The organism is Cobetia sp. 5-25-4-2 (genome assembly GCF_013374075.1).
Lineage (GTDB): Bacteria > Pseudomonadota > Gammaproteobacteria > Pseudomonadales > Halomonadaceae > Cobetia > Cobetia marina.
In genome coordinates this window covers 79355-95710 of the sequence record NZ_BLWK01000001.1, presented here as the reverse complement: position 1 = coordinate 95710, position 16356 = coordinate 79355, and the positions used below count along the sequence as shown (strand labels likewise).

The following is a 16356-nucleotide window of genomic DNA, read 5'->3' as shown; positions in this document are numbered from 1 at the left end:
TCGATGAGAAAGGTGGTGAATGCCCGCCCCCAATACCGGCATGCCTGCCTGGTCAGGGGCGGGGTACGACGAGTGACCCTCCAGCGAAATCATGAAGCGCTGCGCCGGCGTGACAGCGCAAGACTCACGATCGCCGCCAGGGCGACCACCGCCATCATCAGGGTGGCGATGGCATTGATCTCCGGTGTCACGCCCTTGCGTATCGCGCTCCAGATGTAGATCGGCAAGGTGGCGCTCTCCGGACCTGACGTGAAGAAGCTGATCACGAAGTCATCCAGCGACAGCGTGAAGGACAGCAGGAAGCCCGAGATCAACGCCGGCTTCAGGGTCGGCAACATGAAGAACTGCACGCGCTGGCGCGGCGTGGCATAGAGGTCCTTGGCCGCCTCGAACAATGTCGGATCCAGACCGACGAAGCGTGAATAGACGATCAGCGCCACGAAGGGAATCTGGAAGGTGACATGCGCGATGATCATGGTGCCCAGCCCCGGTGACAGCAGCCCGGTCAACTCATTGATCTTGACGAAGAAGGTCATTTCCGAGATCCCGAACACGATGTCCGGCAACACGATGGGCAGATAGATCAACACGATCAGCCACCCCAGCTTGCGGTGACGATGGCGATACATTCCATAGCCGATCAGCGTCCCGATCATCAGCGCCAGCAGTGACGAGACCACCGCCAGCCACAGCGAATTGCCCAGCGCCGACAGAATCGCGTCATTGCCCAGCAGGCGCCGATACCAGCGCAGTGACACGCCGGTGAAGCTGGCGGCACTGTTGGAGGCATTGAAGGAGAACAGCATCACCACGATCAGCGGCAGATACAGAAAACCGAGCGTCAGCCACCAGAAGCCCCGCAATCCCTTGTGAAGTCCGCCGCGCGTCATATCACCACCTCTTCACCGCCACCCAGGCGCCTGCCGATGCGACGCATGGCATAGAGTCCGATGAAGGTCGCGATCAACATCAGGATCGCCCCCGCCGCCCCCAGTGGCCAGTTGGCACTGCCGGAGAACTGATTGGCGACCAGATTGCCCAGCATCATGCCCTTGCCACCGCCGAGCAGTTCCGGAATCACGTACATGCCGAACGCCGGGATCGCCACCAGCACCACCCCCGCCAGCAGCCCCGGCAACGTCTGGGGGAATACCGCATGCCAGAAAGCCTTGAGCGGCGAGGCGTAGAGATCCTGCGCCGCTTCCACCAGCGAGAGATTGAGCTTCTCGAAAGCGGCATACAGCGGCAGCACCATGAAGGGCAGGAAGTTGTAGACCAGCCCCAGCGTGACCGCGAAATTGGACGGATAGAGCCCCATGTTGGGCGCGATCATGCCCATGGCCTCGGCCAGCTCCGCCATCGGCGTGCCCGGCGCCAGCAGGTTCATCCAGCCAAAGGTGCGGATGACCTGATTGGTCCAGGACGGCACGACTACCGCCAGCAGCATGATCGGCCGCCAGCGCTGGTCTGCCTGCGAGATGTGATAGGCGATCGGATACGCCACCAGCACCACCAGCACGGTGGAAAGCACGGTCTGCCACAGCGAGCGCCCCAGCGTCATGAGGTTGCCCGGGCTCCAGCCGAGAAAGCCCTGACCCGCCAGCTGCGTAAACGAGGTCAGCGACAAGGGCATCTCCGGCAAGCCATAGGGGCCATTGCTCATGAAGGCCACGCTCATCAGATAGAGACTGGGCAGCACCAGGAAGATGATGATCCACAGCGCGCCGGGGGCGACCGTCAACAGCAGGTGGCGTGACTCGGCCACCACCGCGCGACTGCGTGCCGTGGGCAAGCTCCCGTGATAGGCCATCGTCATGCCTCCAGCGTGATCAGGTCTTGCGCGGCCACCACCACATCGACGTGGTCTCCCACGTCCGGCAACTGGCCGCCCCGATTGTTGACCACCACCTGCAAGGTGACACCCGCCACCTCCACGCGATATTCGGCATGGCTACCGCGGTACAGTCGCTCCTGTACTCGGCCCGGCAGATGATTTTCCAGCACGTCGTAGTGTTCGAATTCGCTGGCGGGACGCCGCCGCAGATCCAGCGTCTCGGGGCGCAGCAGCAGCAACCCGCCGCTGCCCGGTGCCTGCGCCGTCAGCATGCCCAGCGGCGTGGTCAGCCGGACGGCGTCATCGCGGCTGTCATCGCGAGCCGTGATCTCGAACAGATTGGCATGCCCCATGAAACGCGCCACGAAGGCATTGACCGGGCATTCATAGATCTCGCGCGGCGTCCCCACCTGCTGGATGCTGCCGCTGTCGAGCACCGCGATGCGGTCCGACATCACCATCGCTTCCTGCTGATCATGGGTGACGAACACGAAGGTCATGCCAAGGCGCTTCTGCAGACGCAGCAGCTCGATCTGGATCTGACTGCGCAGCCCGGCATCCAGCGCCGACAGCGGTTCATCCAGCAGCAGCACATCCGGCTCGCAGACCAGCGCCCGCGCCAGCGCGATACGTTGGCGCTGACCACCTGAGAGCTGGTCGACCCGGCGATCGACCAGACTCCCCAGCTTGATGAACTCGGCCATCTCGGCGACCTTTGCCTCGCGCTCGCCACTCGGCATGCCCTGCATGCGCAGACCGAAGGCGAGGTTGTCACGCACGCTGAGATGCGGGAACAACGCATAGGACTGGAAGACCGTATTGATGCTGCGCTGATGCGGCGGCACATCGGTGACATCGCGCCCGCCGATCACCACCTGCCCCTCATCCAATGCCTCCAGCCCCGCCAGAATGCGCAGAAGCGTCGTCTTGCCACACCCGGAAGGCCCCAATAGCGTGAAGAACTCGCCGGGCTGAATGGCGAGATCCACACCATCAAGCGCCGCCACCTCGTTGCCGAAGCGCTTGTGCAGCCCCTTGAGCTGAATGGATGACGCGGCACGGCACTGGAACCGGGGCTGGCCAGCCTCCGACGACTCTCTCGTGTCTCGCTCAGGCGCCATACCCTCGTTGCTGTCCACTGCGCTCATCGCGCCTCCCTTGCGATTACTCACCAGTCGTGTCCCGCTCATGGGCTGTCGGGATGATCAACGATGTCAAATGTGCAGCACCTTCATCATGGCTTCGGCCTAGAGCCGATCACGCAGCGTGTAGAAGCTGGTCGCCAGGACCAGCAGAGGAGTTCGCAACCAGTGTCCACCCGGGAAGGCGCGGTGGGGCATGGCGGCAAAGACATCGAAACGTTCCGCCTGGCCGGCAATCGTCTCGGCGATCAATTTGCCCGCCAGCCCTGCAAGCGACATGCCATGTCCCGAGTACCCCTGGGCGTAATAGACATTCGGGGCAAGACGCCCGAAGTCCGGTGCCCGATTCATGGTGATGGCCACGTCACCGCCCCAGCGGTAATCGATCCCCACCCCGTCAAGCGCCGGAAACAGACGGCGAATCTTGCCGTCCATGCGCGTCTTGAGGTGGCGCGGCTCTCGTCCGGTATAGCTCACCTCCCCCCCGTAGAGCAGGCGCCTGTCAGCAGAGAGACGGTAGTAGTCGAGCACGAAGTTGGCATCGGAAAGGGCATCATTGCCCGGCAACACCTGCGCGACCTGTGCTTCGCTGAGCGGTTCGGTGGCCACGATATAATTGGCGACGCGCATGATGCGCTCATCCAGCCGCGGGACCAGGCCATCGAGATAGGCGTTGGTCGCCACCACCACGAACTCGGCACTCACGCTGCCCTGCGCGGTATGCACACGCGCACGCCCTGCCTGCCCACCGGAGCCATTGGCGACGATGCCACTGCCACTTCGGCCATGCTCGAGCTTGAGCACAGGACTCTGTTCACAGATCGTGACCCCTGCCCGCTGGGCAGCACGCGCAAGCCCGAGGGTGTAATTCAGCGGATGCAGATGGCCACCCTCTCCATCATGCAGCGCCCCGGGATAGGCATCGGTAACGACTCGCGCTCGCAGGGCATCCCCCTGCAACCACTGCAATGCATGGTAGTCATGATCGCGTGCCATGCGCGCCTGAAATTCCTGCAATTCGCGCACATGTCGCGGCTTGACGGCAGCATGCAGATAGCCGCGGGTATAATCACAGGGGATCCGGTGCTTCTCGATCACTGCGGTGGTGAGACGAACCGACTCGCGACTCATCTCCCAGATGGCATGCGCCTGCTCACGGCCGAGAGCCTTCTCGACCGTGGCGATATCGGTGCCAAGTCCCGGCAGGATCTGGCCGCCACTGCGTCCCGAAGCCCCGAAGCCGATGCCGCGCGCCTCCAGCAGGATGACCGAATAGCCACGCTCAGCGAGATGCAGAGCCGCTGAGCAGCCAGTGATACCGCCGCCGATCACGCAGACATCAGCGCGCCGTTCCCCGGCCAACGGTGGACAGGGTGCAAGCGTCACACGCTGACTGGCCCGGTAGTAGGAGCGGATGTCATCACGCCCACGCTGCGCTTCCTGGCGGTCTCGCCGCGGCTCGTCTGTCGCGCCTGATCTGCAGCCGACCATGCCCCTCCTTACCCGCCACTGTTGAGTTTATTCACCGACCCGGGGAATATTTGCGTTATTTACCACACGTCAACGGCAAATACTGCATATTGATTGCCTCGCGAGGTATAAATTTTCAACACGCACCGCCTTGCCCCCCCCCCTTTTACGCCCCACAATGGCGCACGCCCCTGAGGTCATCAGCGTCAGGCTTTTGAGATCAGAAAAGCAAAAGCCCCGCAGCCTGAGAGGCTGCGGGGCTTGGTGACAGACTCTCCACGCATTGGCGTGAAGGGTGCTCGGGGAGTGCTCCACTCATGTCATGTCGAGCGACGACATACCGGACAGGCGGGGTCACGCTTGAGCCCCATGCGTCGCCACTCACCGGTCAGGCCATCGAAGGTGGCGAGCCCTCGATGCACATGCCCGGCACCACTGATCAGCTTGAGCGCTTCCAGCGCCTGGAAGGCCCCGATGATGCCGACCAACGGCGCGATGACCCCGCTCTCGGCACAGGTCAGCTCTTCATCGCCCTGCTCTTCCGGCGAATACAGGCAGCCGTAACACGGCGCATCTGCCTCACGGCGATCAAACACCGCCAGCTGACCGGAGAAACGAATCGCGGCACCTGACACCAGCGGCGTGCCTGCCGCCACGCAGGCGGCGTTGATCGGGAAGCGCGAACTGAAACGGTCAGTACAATCGAGCACCACGTCCGCGGCGGCAACCTGCTCGGCCAGCGCCTCGCCCTGAAGGCGTTCGGACAGGGCGATCACCTCGGTGTCGGGATTGATCGCCGACACCGAGCTGGCGAGCGAGCGCGCCTTGGGCTGGTCGATGTCCGCCTCTCCGTGGGCGATCTGACGTTGCAGATTGGAGAGCTCGACATGGTCATCATCGGCCAGCACCAGCGTGCCGACACCGGCTGCCGCCAGATAGAGCGCCGCCGGGCACCCCAGGCCGCCAGCTCCGATCACCAGCACCCGCGCGGCCAGCAATCGTTGCTGACCCGCGATATCGACCTGAGGGAGCAATATCTGACGCGAATAGCGCAGCAGTTGCGAATCTTGCATGGAAGGTGAGCCGTCTGTCTGTGAATGAAGTGAGTGCTTTGGCCGGCCGCCGGGCCTGGGCCTGAGTTCTGAGCTCTAAACCCTGAGCCCTGCCGCTGGCATCAGGGGCTCGTCACTTGGCGTCGAGATCCTCGATGTCCGGCACATGCAGCGAGAACTGCTCCTTGACCTCTTCCATCACCACATAGCTCTTGGATTCCTTGACCCCGGGCAGTGTCAGCACCACATCCCCGAGCAACTGCCGATAGGCGGACATTTCCGGAATCCGGCACTTGAGGATGTAATCGAACTGCCCCGAAACCAGATGACACTCTTGGATCTGCGGCAGCTTGGAGACGGCACGGCGGAATTCATCGAAGACGGAGGGTGACTGGGTCTCGAGGCTGATCTCGACGAAGACCAGCAGATTGGCCTTGAGCGCCTTGGGGTCCAGCACGGCCTTGTAGCCACGGATGATGCCGGCACGCTCGAGGCGTTTGACTCGCTCCAGACAGGGAGTGGTGGAGAGTCCCACCTCGGAGGCGAGGTCGACATAGGAAATGCGCGCATTTTCTTGCAGGCAGCGCAGGATCTTGAGGTCAATGCGGTCCAGAGAACGTGATTTCGCTTTCATTATAATAGTTTTCCCAGCAGGGTGACTTGCAGCAGGATCATCCTTACTCCTGTCTTTCGTGCAGTCAGGCAACCCGAGAACGCGGGGGTAATCAGGCGACCTTTCCAGTCATGCATCGCTTATTACTACCATACCCGCCCGACAGGAGATACGCCCGCACAGGCAGGCCTGCGACGAGGATTCCACGCAGGCTCCACTGAAAGCAGGGGTTTCCTCTGGCAAGTCCGGGCCGGCCTGCATTCCCGCCCGCCGGGGAGGCGTCAGCCAATGCGCCCCAGCGTGATGCGCTCTCGCCCACCGAGGTCTTCCAGCGTTTCCACTTCCAGAAAACCACCGGCGCGCAGCGCCTCGCGCACTTCCTTGCCCTGGGCCAGGCCATGCTCGAGCATGAGATGACCGCCCGCGGCCAGGTGGCGGGGCGCGGCCTCGATCAGATGCAGGAAGTCTGCCAGCCCCTGCTGGCGCGCCACCAGTGCCGAGCGCGGCTCGAAACGCACGTCACCCAGTGCCAGGTGCGGGTCATCATCGGCCAGGTAAGGCGGATTGGCGGTCACCAGCGCAAAGCCGGTCTCGGGAACGGCGGAGAACCAGTCACTGCGCCGGAATTCGACGTTGGGAATCGCGAGATGCTCGGCATTGTCACGCGCAAGCTGCACGGCCTCCTCGATGAGATCGACCCCCAGCACCTGCCACTGCGGACGATGACGAGCGAAGGCCAGCGCGATGGCGCCGGTGCCGGTGCCGAGATCCAGCAGCGTGCCTTCGGACGCCTCGGCCAGCTCCAGCGCGCACTCCACCATCACTTCGGTATCCGGGCGCGGAATCAAGGTGGCAGGAGAGCAGCGCAGCATCAGGCCATAGAACTCACGGCGGCCCAGCAGGTGGGCGACGGGGTGTCCTTCGGCTCGGCGTGCCAGCAGCGCCTCGAAGCGAGCCACGCCCTCGGCGCCCGCTTCCGTCTCGAGATCGCGATCCCCCCAGGTATAGAACCAGGTGCGATCGCGCCCCATCACCTCTCCCAGCAGCAGCTCGGCATCCAGACGCGGAGACTCGCTGCCCGACTCACTCAGACGGGCAGCCGCGGCTGCCAACGTGACATCGATTCTCACCTCATTGCTCCTGCAGTGCCGTCAGCTGGTCTGCCTGATATTCGACGACCAGCGGCTCGATCACCTCGTCCAGCTGACCGGCGATCACTTCATTGAGCTTGTAGAGCGTCAGATTGATGCGGTGATCGGTCAGACGTCCCTGGGGGAAGTTGTAGGTGCGGATGCGCTCGGAGCGATCACCGGAGCCCACCAGCTTGCGACGGGCATCGGAAGTCGCCTGTGCCTGGCTGTCCACCGCGGCCTGCTTGAGTCGCGCTGCCAGCAACGACATGGCGCGCGCACGGTTCTTGTGCTGACTGCGCTCGTCCTGGCACTCCACGACCACACCGGTGGGCAGGTGGGTGATGCGAATCGCCGAATCGGTGGTGTTGACGTGCTGCCCCCCGGCCCCGGAACTGCGGTAGGTATCCACTCGCAGGTCGGCCGGATTGATGTCGATGTCCCCGACCTCATCGGCCTCAGGCATCACCGCCACGGTACAGGCGGACGTATGGATGCGGCCCTGGGATTCCGTGGCAGGCACGCGCTGCACGCGGTGCGCACCGGATTCGAACTTGAGGCGCGAGTAGACCCCCTCGCCCTTGACGCGGGCGATGACTTCCTTGAAGCCACCATGCTCACCGTGGCTTGCGCTGACGGTCTCGACCTTCCAGCCCTTGAGCTCGGCGTAGCGGGAATACATCTTGAACAGGTCCCCCGCGAACAGCGCCGCCTCATCACCGCCGGTGCCGGCACGCACTTCGAGGAAGACGTTGGCCCCATCATCCGGGTCCCGCGGGATCAACAGCTGGGTGATCTCTGCCTCCAGCACGTCAAGCGCCGCATCGCTCTCGCGGACTTCCTCACGTGCCATCTCGCGCATCTCGGCGTCGCTGTCATCGCACATGCCGAGGGCGGCCTCGCGATCTTCCTTCAAGGCGCGATGGCGCTGCCATGCCTCGATCAATGGCTCAAGCTCGGCATACTCCCGCGACAGGTCACGGAAGCGGGCCTGATCCCCGATCACTTCAGGCTCCGACAGCAAGGCGGAGATCTCCTCGAAGCGGTCATGGAAGGTGTCGAGCTTGGTGATGAGGCTGTCTTTCATGAAGGGTCCTGTGATGAATCAACCGGCGCGAGCAGCAGCTCCTGCGCCGTCTGAAGAATATCCTGTCGATCGTCGCCTGACGCCTGACGCAGCGCCAGGGTCGGGTGATGCATGAAGCGGTTGGCCAACTGACGGGCCAGTTGCGCCACGACTTCCTGCGGGTCACGGCCCTGATCAAGCTCGGCCAGCGCCTGTGCCTCGCACTCTGCACGCAGTTGCTCGCCGTGGCTACGATAACGCTTGATGACTTCTCCGCCACTGCGCACACGCTTGCGGTGCTGCCAGGCACTGACACCCTGCCGGATCAGCTCTTCGGCCTGGGCAGCCGCCAGCTGGCGATGACGACGGTTCTCCTCGATGACTTCCTGCAGATCATCCACGGTATAAAGGAAGACATCATCGAGATCCCCGACCTGCGGTTCGATATCGCGCGGCACGGCGATATCGACCATGAAGACCGGCTTGTAACGGCGTTTCTTGAGCGCACGCTCCACCATGCCCTTGCCGAGGATCGGCAGCTGAGCGGCGGTGGAGGCTATCACGATATCGGCATTCTCGAGGGCATGCGGAATGCCTTCCAAGCCGATGGCGGTCCCGCCCAGCTCATCAGCCAGCGACTGGGCGCGCGACACGGTACGGTTGGCGATGCACAGGTTGGCGATGCCCGCTTCCTTGAGGTGGCGCGCCACCAGCTCGATGGTGTCTCCCGCCCCGATGAGCAGTGCATTGGCTCGCGAGAAGTCATCGAAGATATGGCTCGCCATACTGACCGCGGCATAGGCCACCGAGACGGGGTTCTCACCGATTCCCGTCTCGGTACGCACCTGCTTGGCGACCTGGAAGATATGCTGGAAGAGCTGCTCCAGTTCCCCCCCGAGACCGACGGTACCGCGGGCGAACTGATAGGCATCCTTGAGCTGACCGAGAATCTGCGGCTCGCCCAGCACCATGGAGTCCAGGCCGACCGCCACGCGAATCAGGTGGCGGACCGCCTCCTCACCGAGATGTTGATAGCTGCAGCGCTCAAGCTCTTCAGCCGGCAGGCCATGGTATCGGCTCAACCATGCGAGAACCGAGCGCGCACCGTCCTCGGTCACACAGTAGAGTTCCGTGCGATTGCAGGTCGAGAGCACCGCCGCCTCGGAAACTTCCGGCAGACGCTTCAGCTCGGCCAGCGCAGCCTCGAGCTGTGTCGGCGTGAAGGCAACGCGCTCGCGGACATCGACGGCGGCGGTGCGATGATTGATGCCAAGGGCAAGAAGGGTCATGGAGTCAGTCAGTCGTCAGGGTCTGGCCGGCAGGGCTCGCATCGAGGACAGGCGGCTGTCGCTTGGAAAACCTCCGCAATGAAGGGGCCGGCACCTGGCCACCTGCTTGCAGATCTCGTTTGTCAAAGCGGCTGAAATCGTAAAATTAGCGTGCTCATTCTATCACAGCGCCTACATCACGCGAGCCTGCAGGGCGCGGCCAGCGATGAGGAATTTCCATGGGCTTGGCAGTCTGATGCTATCACCTCCCGTCCGCCATGTTGATTCAGGAAAACGCCGAGCGGACAGGCGCTGCCCTTGCCTCCATGACAGGCACCGTCGATGCTATCCCCGTCCGCCTTCAGCCGTTATGCTGGAGCGATCAATATCCCCAGGGTGTGCTGCTGAGGCCGAGCGCAGGTCGGGCCGGAATTTCCAGCAGGCACACGCTGCCAGGCCACCTTTTACGGGTTTCATGACGGCGTGGGCGCGACTCCGGCCGGAACGTGCCGACTGGCCGAGATCCTTCCACCGCTGACTGCGAGGTTGCATGCACGTATCGACTGCCGCTGAACACTCCCCTCGCGGGGCAGCCCACGCGAGTCCTTCCGAGCGCCTGACGGGCACGGCACGGCTGGCCGACAGCCGCTGGACACGCTGCCTGCTGGCCAGTGTGCTGCTGGGTCTGGCCGGCTGCCAGTCGCCGGCCACGCAGGCTCCCTTCGCCTCTCAGCCGGACCCGCTGGATACCGCCCCACCCATCACCAGTGGCCTGGATGCCAACAGCCTCAATCAGCTGCTGGGCGCGGAGCTTGCCGGCCAGCGTGGCGACTACCCCAGCGCCGCCGATGGGTATCTGGCCGCCAGCCGCCGCTTCGATGATCCGGAACTGGCCCGGCGCGCCGTGCTGGCCGCTCGCTACGCCGACAATCCTGCCCTGCTGGAGCGTGCCGCCCAGCGCTGGCAACAACTGGATGATTCCGCGACCGAGCCGGGCATCATCCGCGCCCGCCTAGCCGTGGAGCGCGGCGACTGGATGACGGCGCTCGAGCAGCGTCTCGCGGTAGAGACCGCCGGCGGTACCGGCAACGTGACCACCTTGGCGGAGCAGTCCATCGATGCCGGCGCGGATCTGGAATCACTGCTGTCACGGCTGCTGGAGCATGTCGCGCAATATCCCGCGCAACCGGGCCCGCGAATTGCCGCCGCGCTCTATGAAGCGGCGCTTGGAAATGAGTCCGACGCTCGCAGGCGCCTGATGGCGATGGAAGGCGAGTTCCCCGAACTGGCCGAAGTGTGGCTGGCTCGCAGCGAGATAGAGCGCGACGCAGGCCGCCTGAGCGCCTCACGTCAGGCGGCCGAGCGTGGCCTGGCCATCGCCCCGAATGACAGTCGCTTGATCCTGAGCGCCGCCCAGACCGAACTTGCCGGTGGTGACATCGAGGCCGCGCGCCTGCGCATTGATGACCTTGTCAGCCGCCATGCCAACGCACCGCGCCTGCGTCTGGCACTGGCCAGCCTCTATCTGGACGCCGACTCTCCCGAGGATGCTCGTCGTCTGTTGCTGCCGTTGCTTGATGACACGCCGGTCCCGGATGCCGCCTATGCCCTGCTCGGGCTGGCGGCAGAGGCCAGCGGTGAGATCGACAACGCCATCCTCTATTACCGACAGGTACCGGATGGGGAGCGCTACGTCTCAAGTCGCGCGCGCGCCGCACAGCTGCTGGTGGAGCATGATCGCAGCGAGGAGGCACGCCAGTTCCTTGCCGTCGAGCGCCTGCGTCATCCGCGTCACGCCATGACATTGCTCAGCTTCGAGATCGACCTGCTGGATGCCCAGGAACACTACGCCGCCGCCGACGAGCTGCTCGACGGCAGCATCAAGGCTCGCCAGAAGACACTCACCAGGGCACGCAGCGAAGGTGACGGCGAAAGCGCTGCCGTGACGGAGAACGAACTGGCCAGCCTGCTGTTCCTGCGCGGCATTCGTCGTCTCGATGACGGGCGTCTCGAGGAGATGGAGCAGGACCTGCGTCAGGTCATTGCACTGGAGCCCGAGAATGCCAGCGCCTACAACGCTCTGGGCTACACCCTGCTGGTAGAGGATGCCGACCGCCGCGCCGAAGCGCTCGAACTGGTTCAGCGCGCCCATGCACTGAAGCCGAACGACCCTGCCATCCTCGACAGCCTCGGCTGGGGGTATTTCCTCACCGGGGATGCCGCCCAGGCATTGCCCCCGCTGGAAGCGGCCTGGGCACAGCAACAGGATGCCGAGATAGGCGCACACCTCATCGAGGTGCTGTGGTCACTCAAGCAGCAGGATGAAGCACGCAGCCTGGCCATCGAGCTCAGTGAGCGTTTCGAGGAGGCCAGCGAGCTGGAAGCCCTGTTCCAGCGCATCCCGGCTCTGCGACCGGTCGTGGATGCGCCCTGACAGGACAGCCCGGCACTTTCTGTCCATCGGCGAGTCCATTATCCTGACTCGCCGGTGGCGCCATCGGTTGCCCATCGACTCTCATTCCGCCATCCGGAAGGCTTTCGCGTCATGACCTCCTCTTCTTTCCCCCTATCATCATTCTCCTCTCCCCGGACACGCCACCTTTCCCTCGCCATGTTGCGCCGTCTGGTGGGGCCAGTCCTGCTGGCCATGACATTGGGCCTGAGCGGCTGTGCCAGTCAGATGGCCAGCGACAACGCCGGTGACCTGACCCGCAATGAAGGTGACTGGCAGCAGCAGAGCGACAGGATCGATTCGCTCACGCACTGGCAACTGGCAGGCAAGGTCGGCATTCGCACGCCGGAGGAAGGTCACAGCGCCAATCTTGACTGGCAGCAGGAGGGCGATGACTACCACATGCTGATCACCGGCCCACTGGGTGCTGGCCGCACGACCCTGGTGCGTGATGCCGAGGGCGTGCGCCTCTCCTCGTCCGACGGCGACTTCCAGGCACCGGACGCCGAAAGCCTGATGCTCTCGCAGCTGGGCTGGTCCTTGCCGCTGGGGGCCCTGGATGACTGGGTCCGCGGAGTGGCAGCCAAGGGCGAGCACGACCTGAAGAGTGACGCCCTCGGCTTCCCCGATACCCTTTATCAGGATGGCTGGGAGGTGGACTATCAGGATTGGACCCGCGCCGAAGGACTGTGGCTGCCGCGCAAGATGAAACTCTACTACGGCGATCTGACCGCCACCCTGATCGTCAATCAGTGGCAGGCACTCTAAGCGTGCCCCCGACGCTCTCTTCTTTCTCCACGGCCAGCATTCCGGCCAGCTCATCCATGACGGACACGATGACCGCGACACTTTCTCTGCCGGCACCGGCCAAGCTCAACCGCATGCTGCATATCACCGGTCAGCGCGCCGATGGCTATCATGAACTGCAGACACTGTTCCAGTTTCTGGATCACGGTGACCGACTGGACTTCACGCTGCGTGATGACGCTGCCATTCACCTCGCCCCGGCCATCGAAGGCGTGCCCGCGGAGTCCAACCTGATCATGCGTGCCGCTCGCCTGCTGAGAGAAGCGGCCGTCGCACGCGGCCAGGTCGCGAGCTCGAATGACTTGCCCGGTGTCGATATCCGACTGAAGAAGGTGCTGCCGATGGGCGGTGGCCTGGGCGGTGGCAGCAGTGATGCGGCCACCACGCTGCTGGCGCTGGATCACCTCTGGAAACTTGAGTTCGACCTGGACACCCTGGCCGAGCTCGGACTGGCTCTGGGGGCCGATGTACCGGTCTTCGTTCGCGGCTTTTCGGCCTGGGCCGAAGGCATCGGTGAGCGACTGGAACCTGCCCCGCTGGACACCCCGTGGTTCGTGGTGATCCACCCGGGCATCGAGGTCGCGACCCCCGCCGTGTTTGGCCACCCGCAATTGACACGTTCCAGTCCCGCGATTAGTATGGCGCGCGCACTGCAGGGGGGCCGCAACGACTGCGAAGTCGTGGTGCGCACTTTGTACCCGGCAGTCGCCGACGCCCTGGACTGGCTGGACCAGTTCGGCACCGCCAGACTGACGGGCACCGGCGCCTGTGTGTTCTGTGCGTTCGATGACGCACGACAGGCCAGCAAGGTGCTGGGCCGACTCGACTCCGAGCGCCCGACGTGGCACGCCTTCATGGCACGTGGTTGCAATCTCTCCCCTCTTCATGCCGCTCTGGCTTCGGCCTGAGCACAGCAACTGGTTGAAGTGAACGTTGCTGGGGTATCGCCAAGTGGTAAGGCACCGGTTTCTGGTACCGACATTCCCAGGTTCGAATCCTGGTACCCCAGCCAATCCTGGCCGTTCCCGGTCAACCCGGAATTCTCCACTCCCGAGATCCCACAAGACTCCAAAGGTGGCTGCGCGTGTCAAAACTGATGGTATTCGCGGGGAATGCCAATCCCGCTCTCGCCCGCAAGGTAGCTGAAGCCCTCGATACCCGCCTGGGCCACGCAACCGTCGGTCAGTTCAGCGATGGCGAGATTGCGGTAGAAATCAACGAAAACGTCCGCGGCAAGGACGTCTTCATCATGCAGTCCACCTGCGCACCGACCAACGACAACCTGATGGAGCTGATCCTGATGGTGGATGCGTTGCGTCGTGCGTCAGCGGCGCGCATCACGGCGGTCGTGCCGTACTTCGGCTATGCCCGTCAGGATCGCCGCGTGCGCTCCGCTCGCGTGCCGATCTCGGCAAAGGTGGTCGCGGACATGATGGTCAAGGCTGGCGTGAATCGCGTCATGACCATGGACCTGCATGCCGACCAGATCCAGGGCTTCTTCGATGTGCCGGTGGACAACGTCTACGGCTCACCGATCCTGCTCGATGACATCGAACGTCAGAACTATGACAACCTGATCGTCGTCTCCCCGGATGTGGGCGGCGTGGTACGTGCCCGTGCCATCGCCAAGCAGCTCAACTGCGAGCTGGCCATCATCGACAAGCGTCGTCCCCAGGCCAACCAGGCCCAGGTGATGAACATCATCGGTGATATCAAGGACCGCACCTGCGTGCTGGTCGATGACATGATCGACACCGCCGGCACCCTGTGCAAGGCGGGCGAGGCACTCAAGGATCATGGCGCCAACCGCGTCGTGGCCTATGCGTCCCACGCGATCCTGTCCGGCCCGGCGGTCGACAACATCACCAACTCCGTCCTCGACGAAGTGGTGGTGGCCGACACCATCCCGCTGTCCGACACCGCACGTCGTTCCGGCAAGATCCGCCAGCTGACAGTCGCTGGCCTGATCGCCGAGGCGATCCGTCGCGTCAGCAATGAAGAATCCGTCAGCGCCATGTTCCACTGAGTCCTGTCGGCGGGCCCTGCTCGCCGCTGCTCGGGGAAGAGGCACTGACACCGGCAGATGATCCGTCATCTGCCGACAAGCGGCCGGCCCGGAAATCTCCGGGCCGGCCTCATGGATCCGGTAGCGCTCTGGTCGCGGGGGCTGCCGGATTCTCATTAGACCCTTGAGGTATCTGCAAAATGAAACTGTTCAAACTGAATGCTGAAGTTCGTGAAGACCTGGGGAAAGGTGCGAGCCGCCGCCTGCGTCGTACGAACGACTTCGTGCCGGGAATCGTCTACGGCGCCGACAAGGCCCCGACTCCGGTCATGGTCGACAAGCCGAGCCTGTACAAGGCGGTTGACGATGAGGCGTTCTACTCCTCCATCATCACCCTGAATGTTGCTGGCAAGGCCGAGAAAGTCGTCATCCGTGACCTGCAGCGTCACCCGTTCAAGCCGCTGCTGACTCACATCGACTTCCTGCGCATCGACCCGACCCACAAACTGACCATGAACGTGCCGCTGCACATCACTGGTCAGGAAGCCTGTGTCGGCGTCAAGGATCAGGACGGCGTCCTGCACATCCTGGCAACTGACGTCGAAATCAGCTGCCTGCCGGAAGCCCTGCCGGAATACCTGGAGCTGGACGTGTCCAAGCTGGAAGTTGGCCACACCCTGCACCTGTCCGACATCGCTCTGCCGGAAGGCGCCGAGTCCGTTGCCCTGTCTCACGGTGCCGATCACGACACCGCTGTGGTCAACGTCACTCGTCCGAACATCTCTGCTGACGCAGAAGATACTGCTGAAGGCGAAGAAGCCGCTGCAGAATAACGCAGCCTTCTGATCAGGGAGCCAGACACGCATGTCACGAGTGAAAGCGATCATCGGCCTCGGTAATCCGGGGAGCGAATACGAAGACACCCGTCACAACGCCGGCGTCTGGCTCCTTGACGCTCTTGCGCGCCACGGTCACACCACGTTGCGTCCGGAACGCAAGTTCCATGGCCAGTACGCGAAGATCATCTTCGCCGGTCAGGATCTGCATCTGCTGTTCCCATCGACGTTCATGAATCGCAGCGGTCAGGCCGTGGCCGCATTGTGCAACTTCTACAAGCTCGCCCCGGATGAACTGCTCGTCGCCCACGACGAACTGGACATCGACCCCGGCACCGCCCGCTACAAGCAGGGTGGCGGCCACGGGGGGCACAACGGGCTTCGCGACATCATCAGCGCACTGGGCAACGACAAGTCGTTCCATCGTGCCCGCATCGGCATCGGCCACCCCGGCAATGCCAAGCTGGTGACCAACTTCGTGCTCGGGCGTCCCGGCAAGGCTGAACGCCTGGCCATCGATGACGCCATCGACGAAGTGGTCATGACCCTCCCGGATGCCCTCAGCGGCGAATGGGCACGGGCCATGAATCGCCTGCACTCCTTCAAGCACTGAACCTCTGCATCACCCGGCATCACTCCTCTCCGAATTTCGGTGATTCGCTCAGCGCATCACCTCGCTTG

At 63.6% G+C, this 16356-nt stretch carries 15 protein-coding genes and 1 tRNA gene; 7 read left to right on the top strand and 9 right to left on the bottom strand.

The features are described from left to right. Nucleotides 1-89: 89 nt before the first annotated feature. The 9 genes from HXS65_RS00435 to hemA form a co-directional block, all read right to left on the bottom strand. Nucleotides 90-890 carry an ABC transporter permease gene (locus tag HXS65_RS00435; protein WP_176492873.1) on the bottom strand — a complete coding sequence of 267 codons (801 nt, stop codon included), beginning with the start codon at nt 888-890 and terminating at the stop codon, nt 90-92. Further along, a complete protein-coding gene (locus HXS65_RS00430; RefSeq protein ID WP_084209239.1) occupies nt 887-1810 on the bottom strand; it encodes an ABC transporter permease in 924 nt (307 codons plus the stop codon). The genes HXS65_RS00435 and HXS65_RS00430 overlap by 4 nt, the downstream gene beginning before the upstream one ends. Nucleotides 1811-1812: 2 nt before the next feature. Beyond that, nucleotides 1813-2982: an ABC transporter ATP-binding protein gene (locus HXS65_RS00425; RefSeq protein ID WP_255304380.1), complete on the bottom strand. Its 1170-nt coding sequence runs from the start codon at nt 2980-2982 to the stop codon at nt 1813-1815. Between the two features lie 99 nt (nt 2983-3081). Continuing rightward, the gene (locus HXS65_RS00420) at nt 3082-4467 is read right to left on the bottom strand and encodes an FAD-binding oxidoreductase (protein WP_176492872.1); all 1386 of its coding nucleotides are present in this window, start codon (nt 4465-4467) and stop codon (nt 3082-3084) included. Nucleotides 4468-4766: 299 nt separating this feature from the next. Next, nucleotides 4767-5519 carry a molybdopterin-synthase adenylyltransferase MoeB gene (locus HXS65_RS00415; protein ID WP_176492871.1) on the bottom strand — a complete coding sequence of 251 codons (753 nt, stop codon included), beginning with the start codon at nt 5517-5519 and terminating at the stop codon, nt 4767-4769. 112 nt (nt 5520-5631) lie between these two features. Further along, nucleotides 5632-6132 carry an Lrp/AsnC ligand binding domain-containing protein gene (locus HXS65_RS00410; RefSeq protein WP_077371505.1) on the bottom strand — a complete coding sequence of 167 codons (501 nt, stop codon included), beginning with the start codon at nt 6130-6132 and terminating at the stop codon, nt 5632-5634. Between the two features lie 260 nt (nt 6133-6392). Continuing rightward, nucleotides 6393-7241, bottom strand: a complete 849-nt coding sequence (prmC, locus tag HXS65_RS00405; RefSeq protein WP_176492870.1) for a peptide chain release factor N(5)-glutamine methyltransferase — start codon at nt 7239-7241, stop codon at nt 6393-6395. A 1-nt stretch (nt 7242) separates the two neighbouring features. After that, on the bottom strand, nt 7243-8328 hold the full coding sequence (gene prfA / locus HXS65_RS00400) for a peptide chain release factor 1 (RefSeq protein ID WP_077371499.1): 1086 nt from the start codon (nt 8326-8328) through the stop codon (nt 7243-7245). Next, nucleotides 8325-9596: a glutamyl-tRNA reductase gene (gene hemA, locus HXS65_RS00395; protein ID WP_084209244.1), complete on the bottom strand. Its 1272-nt coding sequence runs from the start codon at nt 9594-9596 to the stop codon at nt 8325-8327. Before hemA ends, prfA begins: the two co-directional genes overlap by 4 nt. Nucleotides 9597-10125: 529 nt before the next feature. Here hemA and HXS65_RS00390 point away from each other — a divergent pair. From HXS65_RS00390 to pth, 7 genes are all read left to right on the top strand, one after another. Beyond that, nucleotides 10126-12009, top strand: a complete 1884-nt coding sequence (locus HXS65_RS00390) for a tetratricopeptide repeat protein (RefSeq protein ID WP_176492869.1) — start codon at nt 10126-10128, stop codon at nt 12007-12009. A 111-nt stretch (nt 12010-12120) separates the two neighbouring features. After that, nucleotides 12121-12795, top strand: a complete 675-nt coding sequence (gene lolB / locus HXS65_RS00385; protein ID WP_077371490.1) for a lipoprotein insertase outer membrane protein LolB — start codon at nt 12121-12123, stop codon at nt 12793-12795. A 68-nt stretch (nt 12796-12863) separates the two neighbouring features. After that, nucleotides 12864-13742, top strand: a complete 879-nt coding sequence (ispE, locus tag HXS65_RS00380; RefSeq protein WP_176492868.1) for a 4-(cytidine 5'-diphospho)-2-C-methyl-D-erythritol kinase — start codon at nt 12864-12866, stop codon at nt 13740-13742. Between the two features lie 29 nt (nt 13743-13771). Next, a tRNA-Gln gene (locus HXS65_RS00375) sits at nt 13772-13846 on the top strand. A gap of 72 nt (nt 13847-13918) precedes the next feature. After that, nucleotides 13919-14860: a ribose-phosphate pyrophosphokinase gene (locus tag HXS65_RS00370; RefSeq protein ID WP_169477176.1), complete on the top strand. Its 942-nt coding sequence runs from the start codon at nt 13919-13921 to the stop codon at nt 14858-14860. 179 nt (nt 14861-15039) lie between these two features. Further along, nucleotides 15040-15672, top strand: coding sequence for a 50S ribosomal protein L25/general stress protein Ctc (locus HXS65_RS00365; RefSeq protein ID WP_077371484.1), 633 nt, complete (start codon nt 15040-15042; stop codon nt 15670-15672). A gap of 31 nt (nt 15673-15703) precedes the next feature. Next, the gene (gene pth / locus HXS65_RS00360) at nt 15704-16288 is read left to right on the top strand and encodes an aminoacyl-tRNA hydrolase (RefSeq protein WP_084209246.1); all 585 of its coding nucleotides are present in this window, start codon (nt 15704-15706) and stop codon (nt 16286-16288) included. Nucleotides 16289-16356: the final 68 nt, after the last annotated feature.